Origin of the sequence: Pandoraea sp. LA3 (assembly GCF_022696215.1) — a bacterium.
Taxonomy (GTDB): domain Bacteria; phylum Pseudomonadota; class Gammaproteobacteria; order Burkholderiales; family Burkholderiaceae; genus Pandoraea; species Pandoraea capi.
On record NZ_PTPY01000028.1, the window covers coordinates 43,795 to 66,624 of the forward strand.

General features: G+C 66.1%; 14 protein-coding genes. 8 read left to right on the top strand and 6 right to left on the bottom strand.

Features of this window, described 5'->3' with window-relative positions; all coding sequences use genetic code 11:
- Positions 1 to 325: 325 nt before the first annotated feature.
- From tldD to C5N93_RS08580, 3 genes are all read right to left on the bottom strand, one after another.
- Positions 326 to 1,786: a metalloprotease TldD gene (gene tldD / locus C5N93_RS08570; protein ID WP_069344376.1), complete on the bottom strand. Its 1,461-nt coding sequence runs from the start codon at positions 1,784 to 1,786 to the stop codon at positions 326 to 328.
- 85 nt (positions 1,787 to 1,871) lie between these two features.
- Positions 1,872 to 2,729 carry a carbon-nitrogen hydrolase family protein gene (locus C5N93_RS08575; RefSeq protein WP_242558949.1) on the bottom strand — a complete coding sequence of 286 codons (858 nt, stop codon included), beginning with the start codon at positions 2,727 to 2,729 and terminating at the stop codon, positions 1,872 to 1,874.
- Positions 2,730 to 2,824: 95 nt separating this feature from the next.
- Complete coding sequence (locus tag C5N93_RS08580; protein ID WP_242558950.1) at positions 2,825 to 7,249, bottom strand: AsmA-like C-terminal region-containing protein; 4,425 nt, start codon at positions 7,247 to 7,249, stop codon at positions 2,825 to 2,827.
- Positions 7,250 to 7,420: 171 nt separating this feature from the next.
- Between C5N93_RS08580 and glnE the strand changes: the two genes are divergently transcribed.
- Complete coding sequence (gene glnE / locus C5N93_RS08585) at positions 7,421 to 10,297, top strand: bifunctional [glutamate--ammonia ligase]-adenylyl-L-tyrosine phosphorylase/[glutamate--ammonia-ligase] adenylyltransferase (RefSeq protein WP_301232196.1); 2,877 nt, start codon at positions 7,421 to 7,423, stop codon at positions 10,295 to 10,297.
- 169 nt (positions 10,298 to 10,466) lie between these two features.
- On the opposite strand, the gene recN is transcribed toward glnE, so the two are convergent.
- Positions 10,467 to 12,131: a DNA repair protein RecN gene (gene recN / locus C5N93_RS08590; RefSeq protein ID WP_242558951.1), complete on the bottom strand. Its 1,665-nt coding sequence runs from the start codon at positions 12,129 to 12,131 to the stop codon at positions 10,467 to 10,469.
- A gap of 23 nt (positions 12,132 to 12,154) precedes the next feature.
- Positions 12,155 to 13,063, bottom strand: a complete 909-nt coding sequence (locus C5N93_RS08595; RefSeq protein ID WP_150719669.1) for an NAD kinase — start codon at positions 13,061 to 13,063, stop codon at positions 12,155 to 12,157.
- 117 nt (positions 13,064 to 13,180) lie between these two features.
- Between C5N93_RS08595 and hrcA the strand changes: the two genes are divergently transcribed.
- The 4 genes from hrcA (at position 13,181) to C5N93_RS08615 (ending at position 18,781) form a co-directional block, all read left to right on the top strand.
- On the top strand, positions 13,181 to 14,209 hold the full coding sequence (gene hrcA, locus C5N93_RS08600; protein WP_069344380.1) for a heat-inducible transcriptional repressor HrcA: 1,029 nt from the start codon (positions 13,181 to 13,183) through the stop codon (positions 14,207 to 14,209).
- 221 nt (positions 14,210 to 14,430) lie between these two features.
- Complete coding sequence (locus C5N93_RS08605; RefSeq protein ID WP_242559066.1) at positions 14,431 to 17,007, top strand: DUF6600 domain-containing protein; 2,577 nt, start codon at positions 14,431 to 14,433, stop codon at positions 17,005 to 17,007.
- Positions 17,008 to 17,189: 182 nt separating this feature from the next.
- Entirely contained in the window at positions 17,190 to 18,383 is a 1,194-nt protein-coding gene (hemH, locus tag C5N93_RS08610) for a ferrochelatase (protein WP_069342012.1), read from the top strand.
- The gene (locus C5N93_RS08615) at positions 18,380 to 18,781 is read left to right on the top strand and encodes an RNA-binding S4 domain-containing protein (RefSeq protein WP_069342011.1); all 402 of its coding nucleotides are present in this window, start codon (positions 18,380 to 18,382) and stop codon (positions 18,779 to 18,781) included. The genes hemH and C5N93_RS08615 overlap by 4 nt, the downstream gene beginning before the upstream one ends.
- A gap of 226 nt (positions 18,782 to 19,007) precedes the next feature.
- Here C5N93_RS08615 and C5N93_RS08620 read toward each other — a convergent pair whose 3' ends face one another.
- Positions 19,008 to 19,202, bottom strand: coding sequence for a hypothetical protein (locus C5N93_RS08620; RefSeq protein WP_277990256.1), 195 nt, complete (start codon positions 19,200 to 19,202; stop codon positions 19,008 to 19,010).
- Positions 19,203 to 19,561: 359 nt separating this feature from the next.
- On the opposite strand from C5N93_RS08620, the gene grpE reads away from it, so the two are divergent.
- The 3 genes from grpE (at position 19,562) to dnaK (ending at position 22,771) form a co-directional block, all read left to right on the top strand.
- Positions 19,562 to 20,107 (top strand): nucleotide exchange factor GrpE, encoded by a 546-nt coding sequence (grpE, locus tag C5N93_RS08625; RefSeq protein ID WP_069342009.1) that lies wholly within the window; start codon positions 19,562 to 19,564, stop codon positions 20,105 to 20,107.
- Between the two features lie 213 nt (positions 20,108 to 20,320).
- A complete protein-coding gene (locus tag C5N93_RS08630; protein ID WP_242558953.1) occupies positions 20,321 to 20,749 on the top strand; it encodes a thioredoxin family protein in 429 nt (142 codons plus the stop codon).
- Between the two features lie 96 nt (positions 20,750 to 20,845).
- Positions 20,846 to 22,771, top strand: a complete 1,926-nt coding sequence (gene dnaK, locus C5N93_RS08635; RefSeq protein ID WP_242558954.1) for a molecular chaperone DnaK — start codon at positions 20,846 to 20,848, stop codon at positions 22,769 to 22,771.
- Positions 22,772 to 22,830 lie beyond the last annotated feature (59 nt).

The following is a 22,830-nucleotide window of genomic DNA, read 5'->3' on the forward strand; positions in this document are numbered from 1 at the left end:
CCGCCAGCGGTGTGAGATACGCAAAAAAGTAAAAGTAAAACTTATTGGCGTTCATGAAGGATGTCTAGGACGTTGCGTGGCCGGTGGTTTGCCGTGCACAGAAACAACTTTATACGCCGAATCGAATGACGCTGCAACCGCGTGAGGACGCCAGATGGATGAAAAACGCGCGGAATCTCCGCGTTTTTTATCGGATATTTGCGTTAATAATTCTATGATTTTTGAAATCATGCGGAAACGCCCGGTTTGAGCCGGGCGCTTTGCTATGCTTGACGCATTTTTGCAGTGCGGAATTTCACACCGTCGGACATGGCATACCGACGTCTCAGGCCGTACCGCCGACCGTCATGTTTTCCATGCGCAGCGTCGGCTGGCCCACGCCCACCGGCACGCTCTGGCCTTCCTTGCCGCACACGCCCACGCCCGAGTCCAGCGACATGTCGTTGCCGATCATCGTCACGTCCTTGAGCGATTCCGGACCGTTGCCGATCAGCGTTGCGCCCTTGACCGGGTACGTGATCTTGCCGTCTTCGATCATGTAAGCCTCGGACATCGAGAACACGAACTTGCCGTTGGTGATGTCCACCTGCCCGCCGCCGAAGTTCACGGCGTACAGGCCACGTTTGACCGACGCGATGATTTCCTCGGGATCCTTGTCGCCGCCGAGCATGTACGTATTGGTCATGCGTGGCATCGGCAGCGCGGCGTACGATTCGCGACGGCCGTTGCCGGTAACCGGCATCTTCATCAGGCGTGCGTTCAGGCTGTCCTGCATGTAGCCCTTCAGGATGCCGTCCTCGATGAGCGTGGTGCACTGCGTCGGGTTGCCTTCGTCGTCGATGTTCAGCGAGCCTCGACGGTTCGACAGCGTGCCGTCGTCGACCACCGTGACGCCCTTGGCCGCCACACGCTCGCCGAGTCGTCCGGAGAACGCCGACGAGCCCTTGCGGTTGAAGTCGCCTTCCAGCCCGTGGCCCACGGCTTCGTGCAGCAGCACGCCGGGCCAGCCCGGTCCGAGCACCACGGTCATCGCACCGGCAGGCGCCGGGCGGGCGTCGAGCTTGACGATGGCGCCGTCGACCGCTTCCTTGACGTACTTTTCGAGCAGATCGTCAGTGAAGTAGGCGTAATCGAGGCGAGCGCCGCCGCCGCTGTTGCCGATTTCGCGGCGTCCATTGGATTCGACGATGACGGTGACCGACACGCGCACGAGCGGACGCACGTCGGCGGCGATCACGCCGTCGCTGCGCGCCACGAGCACGACGTCGTACTCGCCGGCCAGCCCTGCCATGACCTGTGACACGCGCGGATCGCGGGCGCGGGCGAGCTTTTCGATGCGTTCGAGCAGCGCGACCTTGCCGTTGGCGTCGAGCGACGCGAGCGGGTCGGACGGCAGATACAGCCCGTGGCCGCTGGCGCTTGCGAGCTTGCTGCCGACCTTGACGCGTCCGCGACCGGCCGTTGCAATGCTGCGCGTCGCTGCGGCGGCGTCTTTCAGCGCGATCTCGGAAATGTCGTCGGAATAGGCGAACGCCGTGCGATCACCCACGATGGCGCGCACCCCCACGCCCTGATCGATCGAGAACGAACCCGATTTGACGATGCCTTCCTCCAGGCTCCACGCTTCGCTGCGTGTGTACTGGAAGTACAGGTCGGCGTAATCCACGCGGTGCGTGAAGATATCGCCGAGAGCCCGTTGCAGATGGCTTTCGTCGAGGCCGTACGGCGTGAGCAGCAGCTCGCGGGCCGTGGCCAGGTTCTGGATGCCGGTGTCGATGATTTTCATGCGGTGTCAGGCCAAGGAAATGTATTCGGTAGATGAGGGCGAATGCCGGGATATCAACATGGCAACGTGGCGAAGTCGTCGGACGTCAACCCTGCAATACGCGGTGCCGCCATGCGGGCAGGCTCTGGCGTACGCCGGCCAGCCGGGCCGGGTCGATCTCGCCGACGACCACGCCGGCGCCTTCCGTGTCTCGCTGGGCGACGATGTCGCCCCAGGGATCGATCAGCATGGAGTGCCCCCAGGTGCGCCGCCCGTTCTCATGATGGCCGCCCTGCGCGGACGCCAGCACATAACACTGGTTCTCGACGGCCCGCGCGCGCAGCAGCAACTCCCAGTGCGCGCGGCCCGTGGTGTAGGTAAAGGCGGCGGGTACGACCATGAGCGTACAGTCGCCCATGGCACGGTACAACTCGGGAAAACGCAGGTCGTAGCAGACCGACAGGCCCACGCGCCCGAACGGCGCTTCGAACGTGCGCACTGCATCGCCGGGGCGAATGGTGCGTGCCTCGTCGTAGGCTTCCTCGCCTTTGACGAAGTTGAACAGGTGGATCTTGTCGTAACGCGCGGCCGGCGCGCCCTCCGGCGAGAAGACGAGCGTGGTGTTGAGCACGCGCTCGGGTTCCGGCGCCGCCAGCGGCAGCGTACCGCCGATCAGCCAGACGCCGTGCCGACGCGCGGTTTCCGCCAGAAAGTCCTGAATCGGGCCGCTGCCCGGTGTCTCGCGCAATGCGAGCTTGTCGGTGTCGCGCTGTCCCATGTAGCAGAAATACTCGGGCAACAGCACCAGTTGCGCACCGGCGTCCGCTGCCTCGGCCACCAGACGCGCAGCGTCTTGCAGGTTTCGCGAGACGTCCGGCGCGCTCACCATCTGCGCGGCGGCCACGCGCACGGGGGAATCCGTGGGGGCGTTCAGGGCGGCTGACTTCGTGTCGGGACTCGTCATGAAATGGCTGAATTCGGGGCGATGATCGTGGCGTTATCGAGACTTCCGGGGCTGCGGGTATCGCATTCGCGTGCTTTCGTATCCTGCCGTTGCGCTCAGTTGCCGCGCATACCGGCCGGTTGGGCGCGGTTTTGCGCCTCTGGCCGGGTTTCCGGGGATGCATCGATCTTACTCTTATTGCCGCCGCCCTGTCCGATGACCGGATTGTCCCAGGAGCCGGTGACGTGATACGTCGTCGAGAGCGTGCGCGAGAGCTGGTCGCCCAGCGCCAGTTGCGCGAAGAACGATCCGATGCCCAGCGCCGGGTTGACGATCGCCCACGCGAGCGATGCCGACGCCGCATTGATCTTCGGCAGCACCAGCACGTTCAGGTCCTGTGTTTCGTGGGCGAGGTCGGTGTGACCGTCGATCTTGATGGTCGCCGCATTCGCATTGATCGTCAGGTCGCTCGTATTCGCCACGCCGCCCTGCATCGCCACGTTCCCGTCGATGCTGTCGAACGGCAGGCCGCTGCCGATCACGCTGTTGAAGTCGAACGTCAGGATCTTGGCGAGCGTCTGCACCGACAGGATGTTCAGTAGTTTGGCCAGTCCCGGATCGGCTTTCAGGATCTGCCCGCGCTTCAGATCGATCGCCACGCGACCGCCCAGCGTCGGGTAGTCGATGGCGTCGGGGCCGCCGCGCCAGCCGAAACGGCCGGAGACGGTGCCGGAGCCGTCCTTGAGCGTCTTGGGCAACCCGAGCCGGTCGAGCAGCCCGCCCGCGTCCTTCACGTCGAGGTTGAAATCGAGCACGGTGCGGCGCGGCACGTCGTCGTCACTCGTTTGCGGTGTCTGTGCAGCCTGCGCCGCCCGGCGGCGCGACGTGCGCCAGTTGCCCTTCACGTCGAGCGTGGCCGTGTTGTTGCTCAATTCCAGCTTGGTGAGCTGCCACACCGGCACACCGTCTTCGATGTCGTTGTGGGCGTTCAATTGCAGACGACCCAGCGGCTTGTCGCGCAGCACGAAGTCATTGGCGATCACATCGATGGCCGGGAATTCGTCGCTCGGCTCGTCGAGCACCTGCGTGAGCACGTCGCTGCCGTGGTCCTCGCGCGGGATCACCAGCTTGGCCAGACGCGCACGCACGGCGCCCGACGGGTTCTTGTCGGTCGGCGCCTGCCATTCGGCGAATCCGGAGACGAGTTCCGAGGCGAGACTGACCTGCCAGTCGCGATCGCTGCGCTGCGCGCCCACGACCAGCTCCGGCCATCCGCGCGACATCAGACGTACTTGTTTCGCGTGCAGTGCGAGGCGTGTGGGCAGGTACGGCGTGAGTGCGCCGAACTCGTCGCGCGCGGCGGCGGCCGTGGCAGCGGGGGCGGGCGGTGTGCCTTGCGTGCCCGGCGTGACGGCGTCGGAGCCGAGCGAGGCGATGACACTGCGCCAGGCGTCCACGTCGAGCGTGTCGAATTGCGCCGTGGCCTGCACGCCTTCGCGCGGCGCAGGCACCGGTTGGTTGATGCCGATGCCGCCGCGCAGTACCTCGACGCGCCCCCCCGGGGTGCGCTGCTGCACGTAGTTGGCCTGCACGCTGCCGATGGCGAAGTCGAGCGTATCGATGCGGCGTCCGCCCGGATTGGCCTGCGGACGCATCGTGAAGCGGGCCGGCAGGGACGCCTCCGCACTCTTGCCCAGCGGGGCTGGCAAGTTCACCGCGAGACCGGCCAGCGTTGACTGCACCGCCACATCCGTCATGCCCTGACGCACTGTCACCGTCGCCGTGTACGGCGTGCTGCCCGTCATGCGCTTGGCCAGTTGCGCCAGCGTGGCGTTCTCCCGGTTCTCGCGCAGTCCCTGCGCGCTCATCTGACCGTTGACGTTCAGGACGATGGTGCCGTCGTCGCGACTGCCGCCCGAGGCGCGCACGTCACCGCCGAGGAATGTGCCGCGCAGGTTGTCGAGCGAAATGCCGCGCTCGGTGAAGGCCAGTTCGCCATCCACCGCGCCGAACGTCGGCAGACCGTTGATGAGTGTGATGTCGTTGCGCAGGAAGCGCGCACGGCCCGTGACCTTCGAACGATCGGTATGGTCGAGCGGCATCGACAACTGCATGGCGAGCTGTGTGTTGCCGTTCGCCCGCGTGTCTTCGGTGAAGTCGCCGATCCAGCGGCCGACCGGGCTGTTGTTCAGATACTTGACGAAGTCCATCGCGGGGCCGCGGGCGTCGCCCTTGAGCGTGAGCGTGGAGTCGTCCTGACCGATGTCGTTGATGTCGCCCTGCACCTGCGTGAGCGTGACGCCGAAGACCGTGCCGCTGTCGATCGCGATGTGCAGCTTGTCGGCATCGAAGCGCAGATTGCCGCGTACCTTCTCGAAGGGCGGCCAGACTTCGGTATGACCGGGGCGCAGCGGCGACGGATTGAACGTCACGTCCACCAGCGGAATATCGATGCGGAACTTGCCGCCACCCTTGCCGTACGGGAAGTCTTCGAGATCGCCTTGCACGGCGAACGGCGCGTTCTGCACCGTGCCGGCGAGCAGCGCCCGTTGCAGATAGTCGCGCACGGCGGCGCCGATGTCCGTGGGCAGGTAGCGCGGCACGGCATTGGCGTTCGCGCGCACGATGCTGCCTTTCAGATCGACGATGCCATTGCCCTTGCCGCCGTTATGCCAGGTGCCGCTCACGTCCCCTGTGAGTTCGCTGTTTTGCAGATGGACGGCATCCACGCGCACTTGCACGTTCGCGGGGGCGTCGCGTTGCGTCGCCGAATGCGAGATGCGCCATGACGTGCGCGCCGTGAGCGTGTCGAGATCGATGCGCGGCTGGTCGAAGCGACCGGGGAAGTCGAGCATGGCGTTCTTCGCGTTGAGCGAGAGGCTGCCGCGCGACTGATCGGCGTCGATGTGACCGCTCAGATTGGCGAAGCCCGGGCGCCCTGCGTTGGGCGCATTTGGCCGTACAGGCGGATGCTGGCTGGGCTGGCTGTCGATGCCGAGACCGTCGAAGTCGGCCACCACGCGGTAGCGATCGCGCTCCGGCGGCAGCTGTTTGATGCCCGGCAGGTCGCGCCAGTTGGTCGGGCCATGCGGCTTGGGCGCCTGATAGTTGATGTCGAAATTCGTCAGACGGCCACGCGGACGGAAGCTGGCGAGTGTGTCGCGCGTTTGCTGATCGATGGGCAGCGACGGCACGACGGCCATGGCCGCGCCGATGTCGAAGCGTTGACCGGCCACGGCGACGTGCAGGCCCTGCGTGTCGGTGCCGGGCGTGAAGCTGCCGCGCAGGTCCGGGATGTCGAGCGTGGGACGCCCGGCCGCCTGCAAGCTCAGTTCGCGCGCACGCACGTTCCAGCCGGCGTCGGCCTGTGCGCCGATGCGCGTGACGTCGATGCGGCCCTGTGTGGCGTCGAACGTCAGCGGCGGCAGGTTGTCGGCCAATTGCACCGAGGTGTCGGCGCCCGCCATGCGTAGCGTCGCCCCCGTGAGCGCGCCGTTGTCGAAGTCGACCCAGGCGCGCCCGGCGACACGGCCGCGCGAGTCCTTGCCCGGCAAATCGACGTAACGGGCGAGTTCGGTCAGATCGAGCGTGCCCACGTCGGCATAGATCTGCCCGCGCCAGCGTTTCACTTCGCCGGGGCGTGCGAACAGCGGATTCGTGAAGCGCGCACGAATGTCCAGCGGCGCCACGACGCCCTGCGGCGGATTCGCCTGCATGCCGAAGCGATGCTCGAAGCCGCGATTGCGCAGCATGGCGTTGACCTGCGTGACGACGACTTCGGGCACATCGCGCGTGGCGTCGCGCCAGCGCACGGTGCCGTTGCGCACCACGATGCGCGCCTGACGCATGAGCCAGTCGGCCCCCGTGGTATCCGTCGTCTTGCCGTTGCCCGCGACCGGCATGCCGGCGACGAGGATCGAACCATCGACGCGGCGCTCCACGGTCAGGTCGGGCTCATACAGCGTGAGGTCCGACAGGCGCAGGTCGAAATGGATCAGGCTGGTCCACGAGAGCACGGCGTCGAGCCGGTGCAGCGTGAGGCTGGGTTCGACCGGCGGTGGTGCGCCCGGCGGCGCGTAAGTCACTGTGGGGTTGTCCGTCGCGGAGGGCTGGGAGGCCACCGCCGCAGACGCCAAAGGTGCGGCGGATGCGGCAGAAGCTGCCGATGCCGTGTGCCGACGCAGCGGCGCGACCACGCGGGCGATCGTCGACGCCTTGGGCTGCGCAGCCTGCGCGGGCGGCGTGATGCGAACATCTTCCAGCGACAGGTAGGGGTGCCAGCCGCGCCAGACAGCGTCGATCTTGCCGATGGTGACGGGCAGCCCGATGGCGCGCGTTGCCGCCGCTTCGATCTGCGGGCGGTAGTCGGACACACGGGGAAGGATGACGTAGCGCGTCGCGAGGATCACGGCGCCCAGTCCGAAGTAGACGATGACGACGAGCGCCAGCAGCCATTCCAGACCCAGTCGCAAGCCACGCGGCAGTGACGAGAACCAGGACCGGGTCGCGGTGGGCGAGGCGGGCGGCTTGCGGTCGGTCATGCTGCGCGTCTACGAGGTAATGTGGTAGTTTCTGTGGCAAAGACTGTAACACAAGCCCAAGGCCGTCCGATGGCCCGGCCGTAGGACAATCAGACGTGTGATCCGGCGTTTCATCGCGCCCGGGTAAGCATGCGAAAGTCTCTCCATCCTTTGCTGACCGGAACCCCGCCAGTGAGTTCACCCGAAATCCCGACCGATATTCAGTCCTACTCGCGATACGCCGCCCGCATGCTCGCGAGCCGTCCGGCACTGGCCGAGGCGTTGCCCACGCTTGCCGAGCATCCCGTGGACGCCCGCTGGCTCGCCCGCCGCTTCGAAGCCATCACCGGCACGCTGCTCTCGCCGCCCGACCAGGCGTCGGGTGTGAGCGGGATCGACGAGGCCGGACTGGCACGGGCCTTGCGCGTGTTGCGCGTCGAGGCGCTGTGCGCTGTCATGCAGCGCGATCTGGACGGCCGCGCCGAGTTGTCCGAAGTGACCGAGGCCATGACCGCGCTCGCCGAGTTCGCCGTGCAGGCGGGCATCGCGGTGCTGTCGCGCGAACTCGAAGCGATTCACGGCGTGCCGCGCAATGCCGAAGGCGAGCGTCAGACGCTCGGCGTGGTTGGCATGGGCAAGCTCGGCGGTCGCGAACTGAACGTTTCGTCCGACATCGATCTCATCTTCCTGTATGAAGACGATGGCGACACCACGGCGCCCGACGACGCCGATCCGGCGCTCGCCAACCGCCTGCGTCTGCTATCGAATCACGAATTCTTCACCAAGCTCGGCCGCAAGCTGATTGGTCTGATCTCGGAGCTGACCCCGGACGGTTACGTATTCCGTGTGGACATGCGTCTGCGTCCTAACGGTGACTCCGGGCCGCTCGTGTGCAGCCTGCCGATGCTCGAAGAGTATTTCTACGTGCAGGGCCGCGAGTGGGAGCGTTACGCCTGGATCAAGGGACGTCTCGTGTCCGAACTGGCGAGCGAGCCGGGCAAGCGTGTCGAGCGGTTGCTGAGTTCGCTGGTCCAGCCGTTCGTCTTCCGTCGCTATCTGGATTACGGCGTGATCGGCGCGATTCGTGCGCTGCACGAGCAGATCCGCCACGAGGCCGAGCGTCGTGCGCGCGCCAAACCGGCCCGCATCAACGATATCAAGCTCGGACGCGGCGGCATTCGCGAAGTCGAGTTCTCCGCGCAGGTATTCCAGTTGATTCGCGGCGGGCAGGAGCCGGAACTGCGGGTGCGTCCGACGCTCGCGGTGCTGGGCGTGGCGGCCCGGCGCGGCTGGCTGGCGCAGAACGTGGCGGAATCGCTTGCGAACGCCTACGTCTTCCTGCGCAAGCTCGAACACCGCATTCAGTATCTGGACGACGCGCAGACGCACATCCTGCCGCCGCCGGGTGACGACCGTCTCGCGGTCGCGCGCGCCATGGGATTCCCCGACGAAGCGACGTTCATGACGGTGCTCGACGAGCATCGCGAATTCGTCGCCGGTCAGTTCGACGAGATCTTCGCTGACAAGGCCAATGGCGGCGCACAGAAGGGCAAAGGCGGCGCCGGCGCCTCGGGGTCGGGCGATTGCGAGTGCCCGCCGGAGCTGTGGAGCGAATGTCTGGCGGACGAAGCGCAGACGGGCGACCTCGGCAATCAGTTGACGCGACTGGGCTTTGCCGATGCCGAAGGGGCGCTCGACCGTCTGCGCGCCGTGTGGACGTCCTCACGTTACAAGGCGCTCGGCGAAATCAGCCGACGTCGCTTCGACCAGCTCATCCAGCGTGCTGTCGAAGGCGCGGCGGGGACCGGCGAAGCGGATGCCGTACTCGCCCGCATGCTCGACCTGCTCTCGACCATCAGCCGTCGCAGCTCCTATCTCGCGCTGCTCACCGAATATCCGCGTGCGCTGGAGCGCGTGGTCAAGGTGCTCGCGGGGTCACGCTGGGCGGCGGGTTACCTGATCAGCCACCCGCAACTGCTCGACGAACTGCTCGACGACGAAGCGCTCGCCGCCCCGTTCGACTGGCCGTCGTTCAAGACGCAATTGCTGTTGAGCCTGAACGCGGCGGGGGCGGCGGGCAACGTCGAAGTGCAGATGGACATTCTGCGGCGCGCCCATCACGCCGAAGTCTTCCGCATCCTGCTGCTCGATTTGCAGGGCACGCTGTCGGTGGAAGCCATCGGCGACCGGCTCTCGGAACTGGCGGACATCATCGTCGACGTGACGATCTCGACCGTCTGGCCGCACGTGGCGACGCGCCATCGCGAAGTGCCGCGCTTCTCGGTCATCGCATACGGCAAGCTCGGCGGCAAGGAACTGGGCTATGCCTCGGACCTCGACCTGATCTTCCTTTACGACGATGACGACGACCGCGCGCCGGACGCCTACGCCGCGCTCGCCCGCCGCTTCGTGACGTGGCTCACCACGCACACGGGCGCAGGCATGCTGTTCGACGTGGACCTGCGGCTGCGGCCCAACGGCTTGTCCGGCCTGCTGGTGACGAACATCGAGAGTTTCCGTCAGTACCAGTTCCGCGAAGGCAATGCGAACACGGCGTGGGTCTGGGAGCATCAGGCGCTCACCCGCGCGCGGTTCTGCGCAGGCGACGAGACCATCGGCGCGGCGTTCGAGAATATTCGGGCGCAGGTGCTGGCCACGCCGCGCGAAGCGCTGCCGCTCGCGCAGGAAATCGTGGCGATGCGCCGCAAGGTGCTTGAAGGGCACCCGAATCCGACGAAGCTGTTCGACCTGAAGCATGACCGGGGCGGCATGGTGGATATCGAGTTCACCGTGCAGTACCTGGTGCTGCTGCATTCGGGCGCGCATCCCGCGCTGCTGCGCAATGCGGGCAATATCGCGTTGCTGCGCGAAGCGGCGCAACTCGGCTTGATCGACGCAAAACTTGCCGACGATGCGGGCGCCGCTTATCGGACGTATCGCAAGCGTCAGCACAAGTTGCGTCTGGATGGCGTGGAAGCGGCGCGCGTGCCGTGCGCCGACATCGAGGCGGAACGCAATGCGGTGATGGCGTTGTGGGATTCGGTGTTCGCGGACGCCGGGCCGGTCTGACGGTTCAGCGTCGAGATGGTGCGAAAGCGTCGAAATGCAAACGGGCGGTGATGATTCACCGCTCGTTTTTTCATGGTGTCAGTCGATGCGATTGACCCGGATAGGCGCGCCTTTTGACGTCTCTGACGATCGGACGGGATGCAACCTGCCTGATGCCTGACCGGGCGCATCAAAGCGCCAGCATCTCCCGTGCATGCTTGCGTGTCGTCGCCGTAATTTCGACACCGCCGAGCATTCGCGCAATCTCTTCGACACGTTCGCTGCGTCCGAGCGGTTCGATTTCACTCATCGTCGTGTCGCCGTCGCTGCGCTTGCTCACGCGCAGATGCTGATGGCCGAGCGCGGCGACCTGCGGCAAATGCGTGACGCACAGCACCTGCCGTCCCTGACCCAGCTCACGCAGCAGACGGCCGACCACTTCTGCGACGGCGCCGCCGATGCCGGAGTCGACTTCGTCGAAAATCAGCGTCGGCGTGAGGCTCGCGCTGCTGGCGATGACCTGCAAGGCGAGGCTGATGCGGGCGAGTTCGCCGCCCGAGGCGACTTTGGCGAGCGGGCGCGTCGGCACGCCCGGATGACCCGCGACGAGGAATTCGACCGTCTCCAGACCGAACGACTGCGGTTCGGGCGTCGGCGTGAGGGCGACTTCGAAACGGCCGCCGGGCATGGACAGGTCCTGCATTGCGCGCGTGACTTCGCGCGAGAGCGACGCCGCCGCCTTCGCCCGCGCCTTCGACAGATCCTTGGCGAGCTTGAGATACATGGCGTGCGCGGCGTCGGCCGCGGCCTGCATGGCGGCGGTGTCCGCCGACGCCGTCAATTCTTCCAGTTGGGCACGGCGTTCCGCGAGTTCGGCGGGCAACTGCTCGGGCGTGATGCGGAACTTGCGTGCGGCTGAATGCAGCGCGTCGAGGCGCTGCTCGACCACAGCGAGACGCTCCGGATCCAGGTCGACGCGCTGCGCGTAATGCGTGAGCGAGTGAACCGCTTCGCGAAGCTGAATCTCGGCGGGTTCGAGCGCGGCCAGCGTATCGGCGAGCCCGGCGTCGATCTCCGCCAGTTCGCGGATCTGATGCACGACATGCCCGAGCGACGGGACGACGGCGCCATCCGCTTCGGCGAGTACGTCGAGCGCGCCCTGTACGCCGTTGATGAGACTCGCGGCGTGCGAGAGGCGACGATGCTCGGCACTCACTTCATCCCACTCGCCTTCCTGCGGGTTGAGCTTGTCCAGTTCGGACGTCTGCCATTCGAGACGCTCGCGCTCCAGTTGCAGCTCACGGTCGCGTCCGTGCGCTTCTTCGCAACGTTTCACGAGGCGTCGCCATTCCTTATGGGCCGTGGCGGCGTCGGCGGCAAGCGCCGTGGCGCCGGCGTGGGAGTCGAGCAGGCGGCGCTGCGCGTCGGGGCGCAGCAGTTGCTGATGCGCATGTTGCCCGTGAATGTCGACGAGCATTTCGCCGAGTTCGCGCAACTGCGTGAGCGTGGCGGGCGTGCCGTTGATGAACGCGCGCGAACGTCCGCCGGCATCGAGCACGCGGCGCAGCAGCACGCCACCATGTTCTTCGAGCGTGAGCGCCTGCGCTTGCAGCCAGGCTTCGAGGTCGGGGCGCGCTTCGGCGTCGGCGGCAAACTCGGCGGTGATGTCGGCGCGCGTCTGCCCGTTGCGCACCATGCTGGTGTCGCCGCGCTCGCCCATCGCGAGCGCCAGTGCATCGATCAGAATCGATTTGCCCGCGCCGGTCTCCCCCGAAAACACGGTGAAGCCGGCGGAGAATTCCAGGTCGAGACGATCGACGATCACGAAATCGCGAATCGAGAGACTGCGTAGCATGGGATGTCGGGTGAGGCGTGAAGTCAGTTCTGCGGCGTATCTTCGTCGGAGATATGCTCGTTCCAGTGCAACTTGCGGCGCAGCGTGGCGTAGTAGTTGTAGCCCACCGGATGCAGGAACGTCACCTGATGTTCGGAGCGGCCAACCAGAATCCTGTCGCCCTGACGCAGCTCGGCAAACGACTGCATGTCGAAGTTGGCGCCGACCTCGCGCCCGCCCGTGATCGTGATGACGATGTCGCTCGAATCGGGCAGCACGATCGGACGGTTCGACAGCGCATGCGGGGCGATCGGCACGAGCACCACGCCGCCGAGGCGCGGATGCAGGATCGGGCCGGTCGCGGACAGCGCGTAAGCCGTCGACCCCGTGGGCGTGGCGACGATCAGCCCGTCCGAGCGCTGCTTGTACATGAAGCGGCCATCGACGTCGACACGCAGCTCGACCATCCCGGAGATTCCCGAGCGGTTCACGACCACGTCGTTGAACGCGAGGGTCTCGAAGAGCGTCTGGCCGTCGCGCTCGATGCGCGCGGACAACAGCGTGCGCTGCTCGGCTTCGAAGTGGCCTTCGAGCATGGCGGGCACGACCTGTCGCATGTCGTCGAGCGGGATGTCGGTGATGAAGCCCACGCGCCCGTGGTTCACGCCGATGAGCGGCACCTTCGAGGCGGCAAGCTGACGGCCGACGCCGAGCATCGTGCCGTCGCCGCCGACGACCACGGCCACATTGGCCTGGACGGCGATCTCCTGAATGTCGAGCGTGCCGTACGGATCGGCGCCGGCGCCGATGTTGTGCGCCGTATCGCGCTCGAAGACGACGTGATGCCCGCGCTGGGCAATGCATGCCGCAAGCGTGAGCAGTGGTTCGGCAACGCCGTCGGCATGGTACTTCCCGACGAGCGCCACGGTCTTGAAGGGGCTCCCAGTTTTCATGCCGCCATTACACCATAAGTCGATGACAGCAACCATCGGCACGCACGGCCTGCAACGGTTCTCGTGTCAGGGTTCACCGTGCGCCGCGTACCTACGTTTCGCGTTACAATTTTTGCCATGCTAGATCAACGTGCGCAAACGCTTCTCAAAACCCTGATCGAACGGTACATCGCCGATGGCCAGCCGGTCGGTTCGCGTACGCTTTCGCGTTATTCGGGACTCGATCTGTCCCCGGCGACCATCCGCAACGTGATGGCCGACCTCGAAGCGCTGGGGTTCGTCGCCAGCCCGCATACGTCTGCGGGCCGTGTGCCGACGCCGCGCGCCTACCGTCTGTTCGTCGACACGATGCTTTCGGTGCGCCCGCTCGAAGAGGCCGTGCACCATCTGGCGTCGCAAGTGCAGACGAGCCTGCAACCGGCCGGGCCGCAGCAACTGGTCGCGTCTGCCGCGCAGGTGCTCTCGCATCTGTCGCAGTTCGCAGGCGTGGTGCTCACGCCGCGCCGCAGCCAGACCTTCCGCCACATCGAGTTCCTGCGCCTGTCCGACAAGCGCGTGCTGCTGATCATCGTCACGCCCGACGGCGACGTGCAGAACCGCATCATCCTGACGGAAAAGGACTATTCCCCGGCGCAACTGGTCGAGGCGGCGAACTATCTGAACGCCAACTTCGGCGGCCACAGCTTCGACGACGTGCGCACTTACTTGCGTGGCGAACTCGACGCCCTGCGCTCGGACATGAGCGCGTTGATGCAGGCGGCGGTGCAGGCCGGCAGCGATGCGATGGCCGACACCACGCGCGAGAGCGTGCTGATCTCGGGCGAGCGCAATCTGCTGGGCGTGGAAGATCTGTCGTCGAACATGGAGCGGCTGCGCAAGCTGTTCGACGTGTTCGAGTCCAAGACCGGCCTGTTGCAATTGCTCGACGTGTCGAGCCGGGCGTCCGGCGTGCAGATCTTCATCGGCGGCGAGTCGAGCCTCGTGCCCATCGAGGAAATGACGGTCGTCACCGCGCCCTACGAAGTCGACGGTCAGGTCGTGGGTACGCTCGGCGTGATCGGACCGACGCGCATGGCCTATGAACGCGTGATCCCCATCGTCGACATCACCGCCAAGCTGCTCTCGAACGCACTGAGCCAGCACTGATTCGGTTACAACCCCGTAGCATTCCTTTACACGCTGTCACACGCCGTGGGCTTACGCTCAAGGTGTCCCTCGTGGTGCGCCGGTGAGCCGACGGTCCGATGCCCGCCCGAGGATTCGGACAGAACCACACGGTGGCGAACCGACCTGATGACCGGCGATGTGACCGATGTCATGGCGAACGCCACATACGGTGTGCCTATCGAAAAGAGCCCGGAGTGTTTATGAAATCCCTGATTTCCTGGCGAACGATGGTTCGCTCTCTCGGCGTCGGGCTGGCGCTGGGTGTGCTGGGGGCGGCGGGGTTGCCTGCGCTCGCACAGGCGCAGAGCGCCGATCCTCCCGGGCGGGTGGCCCGCCTGAGCGAGTTCGACGGCACCGTCACCTACGCGCCTTATTCGGCTTCCGGCAATAGCGAGTGGCGCTACGCCGACCGCAACCGGCCGCTCACCACGGGCGACGCCGTCTGGGTCGACCGCAACAGTCGTGCGGAGATGCACGTGGGCGGCACGGCGGTGCGCATGGGCGCTTCGACGAGCGTTACGCTCTCGGCGGTGACCGACCAGAATGTGCAACTGAACGTAACGCAGGGCACGGTGGGCGTGCGACTGCGCAACCTCGATCCGAATCAGCCGTACGAGATCGATACGCCGAATCTGGCGTTCGTGCCCTCGCAGGTGGGCGAATACCGCGTCGACGTCGATCCGAATGGCGTGACGACGGTGAGTGTCTGGCGTGGCGCGGGGACTGCGTACGGGCAGGGCGCGTCGGTACCGCTGCAACAAGGGCAGCGTGTGGCATTCGTGGGCCAGAACCTGACGCAGCAACAGACCGGCCCGCTCGTGGCCGACGTCTTCGATCAGTGGATGCGCGATCGCGATGCCCGTGAGGACGCCTCGGTGTCTGCGCGCTACGTGCCGCGTGACATGACCGGCTTCGAGAGCCTCGACGACTACGGCTCGTGGCAGGAGACGGCGAGTTACGGCTCGGTGTGGGTGCCGTCGAACGTGCCGTCTGGCTGGGCGCCGTATCGCACGGGCCATTGGGTCTGGGTCGATCCGTGGGGCTGGACCTGGGTGGACGAGGCGCCGTGGGGCTTCGCGCCGTATCACTACGGGCGCTGGGCTTACGTCGATGCGCGCTGGTGCTGGGTGCCGGGGCCGGTGGCGGTGCGTCCGGTCTATGCGCCGGCGCTGGTCGGCTGGGTCGGCGGCAACAGTGGCGGCAACCCGTGGGGCGTATCGTTTGCGGCCGGTGGTGTCGGGCTCGCATGGTTCGCGCTCGGGCCGCACGACCCGTACCGTCCGGCGTACCACGCTAGTTCGTCGTACGTCACGAACATCAATCGATCGACGATCGTGCGCACGACGAATGTCACCAACAACATCACCAATATCAATAACGTCTACGTGAACCGGAACGTGCGCGGCGCCGTGTCGACCATGCCTGCACAGGCGTTCGTGCAGGGACGCGCCGTCGGCGCCCCTGCGGCGCTGGCGGCCCCGCCGCGCGGCACGCAGACGTGGCGTGTGGGCAATACGCCGGGCGTGGCGCCGGTGCAGCAAAGCGTGTTCGGCAACAGTCGTCCGGCAGCAGGCGCACCGCCGGCGGGCGTGTTCAACCGGCAGGTGCTGGCGACGCGTGCGCCGGTCGTGCGCGGCGCCCCGTCGCGCGAGCTGACGAGCAATCTGCATGCGGTACCGAACGCTGGCGGTGCGCCGCTGGTGTTCGGCCAGAACGGTCAGCAGGTCCGCAATCCCGGTGCGGGACGGCCGAACGGGCCAGCGCCAGTGGCGCCGCGAGTCACGGTTGTCAGTACGCGTGGACCCGTCGGTGCGCCGATCGGGACAAATGGGGCGCTCCCTGCGCAGCCAGCCTTGGGGCCGACCGGCGCGTTGGGCGCGACGCCCGCGCACGGCGCACTTCCGGCGACGGGGGCTGTCCCGCCGATGCATGGCGCGCCGGGCGTACCCGGCCAGCCAGGGGTGCCGGGCGCGCCCGGTCACGCCGGGGTTCCGGGGCAGCCCGGTGTGCCGGGGACGCCGGGAGTTCCGGGAGTTCCGGGAGTTCCGGGGGCACCGAATGAGCCGGGCTATCCCGCCTATCCGGGGCACGGTAATTATCAGAATCATCCGGGACAGCCGACGGTGCAGGCCCAACCGAATGACCGCAATGACCGCAATGACCGCAATGACCGCAATGGGCGGACAGGGCAGGCGGCGCCATCCGGCGTACCTCATCCGCCGGGCGTGAGCGTCCAAGGTCAGCCGGGGACACGTGTCGAAGCGCCGCAGGCCGTTCCTCAACCGGGACACGAGGCCGCGCAGCGCGACATGCAGACCCGCCGCCAGTCGCCGCCACCGGCCGTGGCGCAACCCGAAGCGCGTGGCGCGCAGCCTGCGCCACAGCAGCAGCGCGTGCAGCCTGAAGCCGCCGAGCCGGCGCGCCGTCCCCAGCAGTGGCAGACGCAACCGCGCGCGGAACCGCAGCCGCTTCAGCAGCGTGCACAACCGCAACCGCCGGTCGAGCGCGTGCAGCCGCGTCCCGAGCCGCAACGCGCGCCGCCGCAGGAACGTGCCCAGCCGCGCCCCGAGCCGCAGGTCGAGCGGGCGGCACCGGCGCCGAGGCCCCAGGCGCAACCGGAGCGTCCGCAGGCTCAGCCGCATTCGCAACCGCAGGAGCGTCCGCAACCAACGCCCCGGGAGAACCGGCCGGAGGGCTCGCACGGGGCGGTTCATCATGACGAACACCCCAACGCGGACCATCGTCCCGCCCGTGACGACGCGCCGCGGCATGGCTGATGCATCGCGAATCGCGGTGATTCGCCGCGATCCGCCGCGATCCGCCGCGATCCGCGACATCTGCCTGATATCCGTCATATGGGCCAAGGGCCGGATGTTGGCCGTCCCCTGGCCCATGCTGGCGGTCATTTCGCGTATCTCACCCACCGGATTTGCGCCGTGTTTGCGGTAAAGTACGCTCCATGCGCTTCGATCCCGAACCCATTTCGCATGGCCAGTCCGGCAAGACTGCCGTACTGCTGATTAACCTCGGCACGCCCGACGAGCCGCGTCCTGCGGCCGTGCGCCGATACCTGCGCGAGTTCCTCTCGGACCCGCGTGTCGTAGAAATCCCGCCGTGGGTGTGGCAACCGCTGCTGCGGCTGGTGATTCTGCCGTTCCGTTCGCGTTCGTCTGCCCAGAAGTACGCCACGGTCTGGACCCGCGACGGCTCGCCCCTCAAAGTCAACACCGAACATCAGACGAACGCCCTGCGCGCCTTGCTGCATGCGAACGACTACGACGTCGTGGTCGATTACGCCATGCGTTATGGCAATCCGTCGATTCCCGAGCGCATCCGCGCCCTGCGCCAGAACGGCGTCGAGCGAATTCTCGTCCTGCCGCTCTACCCGCAGTATTCGAGCAGCACGACGGCGACCGCCAGCGACGCCGTATTTCGCGTGCTCGGGCGTTTGCGGAACCAGCCGGACGTGCGCACCGTGCGGGACTATCATGATCACCCGGCGTACATCGAGGCGCTGCGTCAGCAGGTCGAAGGCTACTGGCAGCAACACGGACGGCCGGATTTCGCGGCGGGTGAGCGTCTGCTGCTGAGCTTCCACGGCGTGCCGCGCCGCACGCTCGACCTCGGCGATCCGTATCACGATCAGTGCGTGAAGACGGCGCGTCTGCTCGCGGCGGCGCTCGGTCTGGACGAGACGACCTGCCGCCTCACGTTCCAGTCACGCTTTGGCAAGGCCGAATGGCTTCAGCCTTACACCGCGCCGACGCTCGAAGAACTGGGCCGTGGCGGTACGCCGCGTGTGGACGTCTTCTGCCCGGGCTTCACGTCCGACTGCCTCGAGACGCTCGAAGAAATCAACATGGAAGGCCGCCATGCGTACCTGACGGCGGGCGGCAAGTCGTTCCACTTCATCCCATGTCTGAACGGCGCGAGCGCATGGATCACGGCGCTGGGTGAGATCGCGGCACGCCATCTGCAAGGCTGGCCGGTGCTTTCGCCGCAGGGTGAGGCCGAGGCGTCGGCCGCAGCGGTGGCGTCGACCCGTCAGCGCCAGGTCGCCGCCGTGGCGGCGTTCGAGGAAGCCAGTGCGGCCGCGGCGGCCGCGGCGCAGGAACAGATGCAGAGTCAGGGTGAGCAAGGAGCACGCACGTGACGGTCAAGGTCGACGATTCTCCGCACGCAGCCACGCGGATCGACAAATGGTTGTGGGCGGCGCGCTTCTTCAAGACGCGCTCGCTCGCCACACAGGCCGTCGACCGGGGCCGTGTGCTGTGCAACGAAGCGCGGGTCAAACCGGCGCGTGACGTGCGTCCGGGCGACGTGGTGTCCGTGGACAACGGCAGCACGCGCTGGGAAGTCCGGGTAAAGGCCATCGCGGAGGTTCGCGGCTCGGCGCCGGTGGCGCAGTCGCTGTACGAAGAGACGGAAGCGAGTGTTCAGGCCCGTGCCGACGAGCATGAGCGCCGGCGTCTGTATCAGGAGCCCGCCGCGCAGATGCATGGGCGTCCGACGAAGCGGGACCGGCGGCGTCTCGGCGGCGTGGGCGAGTAGGCCGAAGCACCGTCTCGCGTCGGTCTCACGCCGGTCGTCGTCGCCCTCAACGGGGGGGTGAGCGCCGCAACGATCGCCGAAACGTGCGCCTGAATGAACGCCGCCGCTGGCGAAACGCGCAGCGGCGGGCGGGGGAGGGAGCGAAAATCAGTGGTTCCGCGTTGAGCGGAACCGCCCGGGGAACGGCACCGCGCACGACCGCAAGGGTCATGCCCCCCGGAGGCGATCAACGCGTTGGGATTCCGGAATTCGAACTCGACGAGTGTCCCGGCATGCCCGGCATTTCCACAAAGTGATGCAGCACGGCCCGCACGCCACCGTACTCGGTGTCGCGCCGGGTCACTGCGCCGGACAGGCAGATCGTGATCGTTACCGTCGTCACCAACGCAAGGATGAAGACAACAGCCAGTGGCAGCTTCATGATGCGCTCCTTAAGAACACTTCACCGGACGCGAGGTTGCCCGGTGAGCGGCCGGGCCCGGAGATCGAGTGAGTCAATGGCGTCAACGATGTCATCGACCAGGGCAAGCGACAAATCCAACCAGGGCACTTCCATCAACCGGACCGTTATTCATGTTAGGTCGCAGCAACGGCCGATACAATAGAGGACTCGTAACGCGTGTAACCGGATATTTGCCGGCACGCCGCGCGCACCGACATGGCGCACAGAATGCCCGCCAGCTCTTGAAATCGGTGTGAACGCCCCTACTATCCAAAGGGATTTGAACCGGCGGCGCATCGTCGTGGTGCGCTGCAAGAACCTTTTGACGACTCAAGCTCATGACTGAACAGCAAAACACCCCCGATCAGCCGATTCCGTCCCAGGCCGAAGCGGCCCCGACCGACGCTGCGGGCGCGAACGACGCGCTGCCCTCGGTCGAGGCGCAGCTCCAGGCGGCTCAGGCTGAAGCGGCGGGACTGCGCGACGAAGCGCTGCGCGCCCGCGCCGAGATGGAAAACATCCGCCGCCGTGCGGAAGAGGAAGTGTCCAAGGCCCGTAAATTCGCGGTCGAGAGCTTTGCCGAGAACCTCCTGCCGGTCATCGACAGCCTGGAAGCCGCTGCCGCCGACAAGAGCGGCGACGTGGCCAAGCTGCAGGAGGGCGTCGCCCTGACCCTGCGCCAACTGGTCTCGGCACTGGAGCGCAGCAAGGTCTCGGTCATCGACCCAGCCGGCGCGAAGTTCGATCCGCATCAACATCAGGCCATCTCGATGGTGCCGGCCGATCAGGAGCCGAATACCGTGGTGGCCGTGCTGCAAAAGGGGTATCTGATTGCCGACCGCGTGCTGCGTCCGGCACTCGTGACCGTCGCGGCAGGCAAGTAAGCACGACGCTGTCCGGCCGTCCGGTCCGGCCAATCGGCATCGGACGCCGGGGGTTCATGTCATGACATCATGGCAAGCTTCGGACTCCCGGGAATGGCCGGGAATGACCGGGGCAGGCTGGAACAAGGCGGGACGGCAGGCACGGGCGGCCGGGCTCAACCCCGACGCGGCGGCCGGAGCCGACGGGCAGACGGACATTCGAGACTTACCATCATGGCAGGCGATCTTCCGGGCATGAAAGGTGTGGACGGCACGGCATTCGAGGCGTTTTCGATGCGCGAGCTGACCGCCGGGACGTTCGACGACGGGCTGCGCGAGGCGGGGGATGACCTCGCCGTCGTGTTTTTCTGGGGCGTCGACTGTTTCAACTGCGAGGTCGCCAAGAAGACCATGCTGGCGCAACGCGAAGCCATCGAAGCGCTGGGGCTGCGTTGGTTTCACGCCAACGTGTACGCCGACATGGCCCTCGGACGCCGCTTCGCCCTGCATGGGGTGCCCACGTTTTTCTTCTTCCATGCAGGGAAGAAGCTCGGCCGGGCGACCGGCTGGCAGGGCCTGCCCCAGTTCCGGCTGGCGGTGGCCGCGGCGCGCGACAGGATCGCGGCAGCGGGGGGCAAAACCGGGCTGCAAGAAGGGTCTTGAAATGTTCCTGGCTGCACCCATATCTCGTGCAGATCAATGAATTGAATGGGCAACACGCCCAACGGAAAGACGCAAAGGACGCTAGGAGAAATTAATATGGGCAAAATCATCGGTATCGACTTGGGCACCACGAACTCGTGCGTGGCCGTCATGGAAGGCAATCAGGTCAAGATCATCGAAAACGCGGAAGGTGCTCGCACCACGCCGTCGATCATCGCCTACATGGACGACGGTGAAATCCTCGTCGGTGCACCGGCCAAACGTCAGGCCGTGACCAATCCGAAGAACACGCTGTACGCAGTCAAGCGCCTGATCGGCCGCCGCTTCGAAGAAAAGGAAGTGCAGAAGGACATCTCGCTGATGCCCTACAAGATCGTCAAGGCCGACAACGGCGACGCCTGGGTGGAAGCGCGCGACCAGAAGCTGGCCCCGCCGCAGATTTCCGCTGAAGTGCTGCGCAAGATGAAGAAGACCGCCGAGGACTACCTGGGCGAGCCGGTCACGGAAGCCGTGATCACGGTGCCGGCCTACTTCAACGACAGCCAGCGTCAGGCCACGAAGGACGCCGGCCGTATCGCCGGTCTGGAAGTCAAGCGCATCATCAACGAGCCGACGGCTGCCGCACTGGCATTCGGTCTGGACAAGAAGGAAGGCGGCGACCGCAAGATCGCGGTGTATGACCTGGGTGGCGGCACGTTCGACATCTCGATCATCGAAATCGCGGATGTGGACGGCGAACACCAGTTCGAAGTGCTGTCGACCAACGGCGACACGTTCCTGGGCGGTGAAGACTTCGACCAGCGCATCATCGACTACATCATCGGCGAGTTCAAGAAGGAACAAGGCGTCGATCTGTCGAAGGACGTGCTGGCGCTGCAACGCCTGAAGGAAGCTGCCGAAAAGGCCAAGATCGAACTGTCGTCGAGCCAGCAGACCGAAATCAACCTGCCGTACATCACGGCAGATGCCTCGGGTCCGAAGCACTTGAACCTGAAGATCACGCGCGCCAAGCTCGAAGCGCTGGTCGAAGATCTGATCTCGCGCACGATCGAACCGTGCCGCACCGCCATCAAGGATGCCGGCGTGAAGGTCAGCGACATCGACGACGTGATTCTGGTCGGCGGTATGACCCGTATGCCGAAGGTGCAGGAGAAGGTGAAGGAGTTCTTCGGCAAGGATCCGCGCAAGGACGTGAACCCGGATGAAGCCGTGGCCGCAGGTGCCTCGATTCAGGGCTCGGTCCTCTCGGGCGACCGTAAGGACGTGCTGCTGCTCGACGTGACCCCGCTCTCGCTCGGTATCGAGACGCTGGGCGGCGTGATGACGAAGATGATCACGAAGAACACCACGATCCCGACGAAGCACTCGCAAGTGTTCTCGACGGCGGACGACAACCAGCCGGCCGTGACGATCAAGGTGTATCAGGGTGAGCGCGAGATGGCCGCCGGCAACAAGTCGCTGGGCGAGTTCAACCTCGAGGGCATTCCGCCCGCCCCACGTGGCACGCCGCAGATCGAAGTGACCTTCGACATCGACGCGAACGGCATTCTGCACGTTGGCGCGAAGGACAAGGCAACCGGCAAGGAAAACAAGATCGTCATCAAGGCGAACTCGGGCCTGTCGGACGCTGAAATCGAGCAAATGGTGAAGGACGCCGAGCTGAACGCCGAAGAAGACAAGAAGGCGCGCGAGCTGGCCGATTCCCGCAACCAGGGCGACGCGCTGGTGCACAGCACCCGCAAGGCGCTGACCGAGTACGGCGACAAGATCGAAGCTTCGGAGAAGGAAGCCATCGAATCGGCCATCACGGCACTGGAAGACGCCCTGCGCGGTTCGGACAAGGCGGATATCGACGCCAAGGTCGAAGCGCTGGGCACCGCCAGCCAGAAGCTCGGCGAGAAGATGTATGCCGACATGCAGGCGCAAGCCGGTGCTGCGGGTGCCGCAGGCGCCGAGCAAGGCAAGCCGCATGACGATAACGTCGTCGACGCCGAAGTGAAGGAAGTCAACGACAAGAAGTAAAGCGTGCATGGCGCGCGGGGCCCCGCCGGGGCTTCGCGTGTGGGCCGGGTATCGAGGTT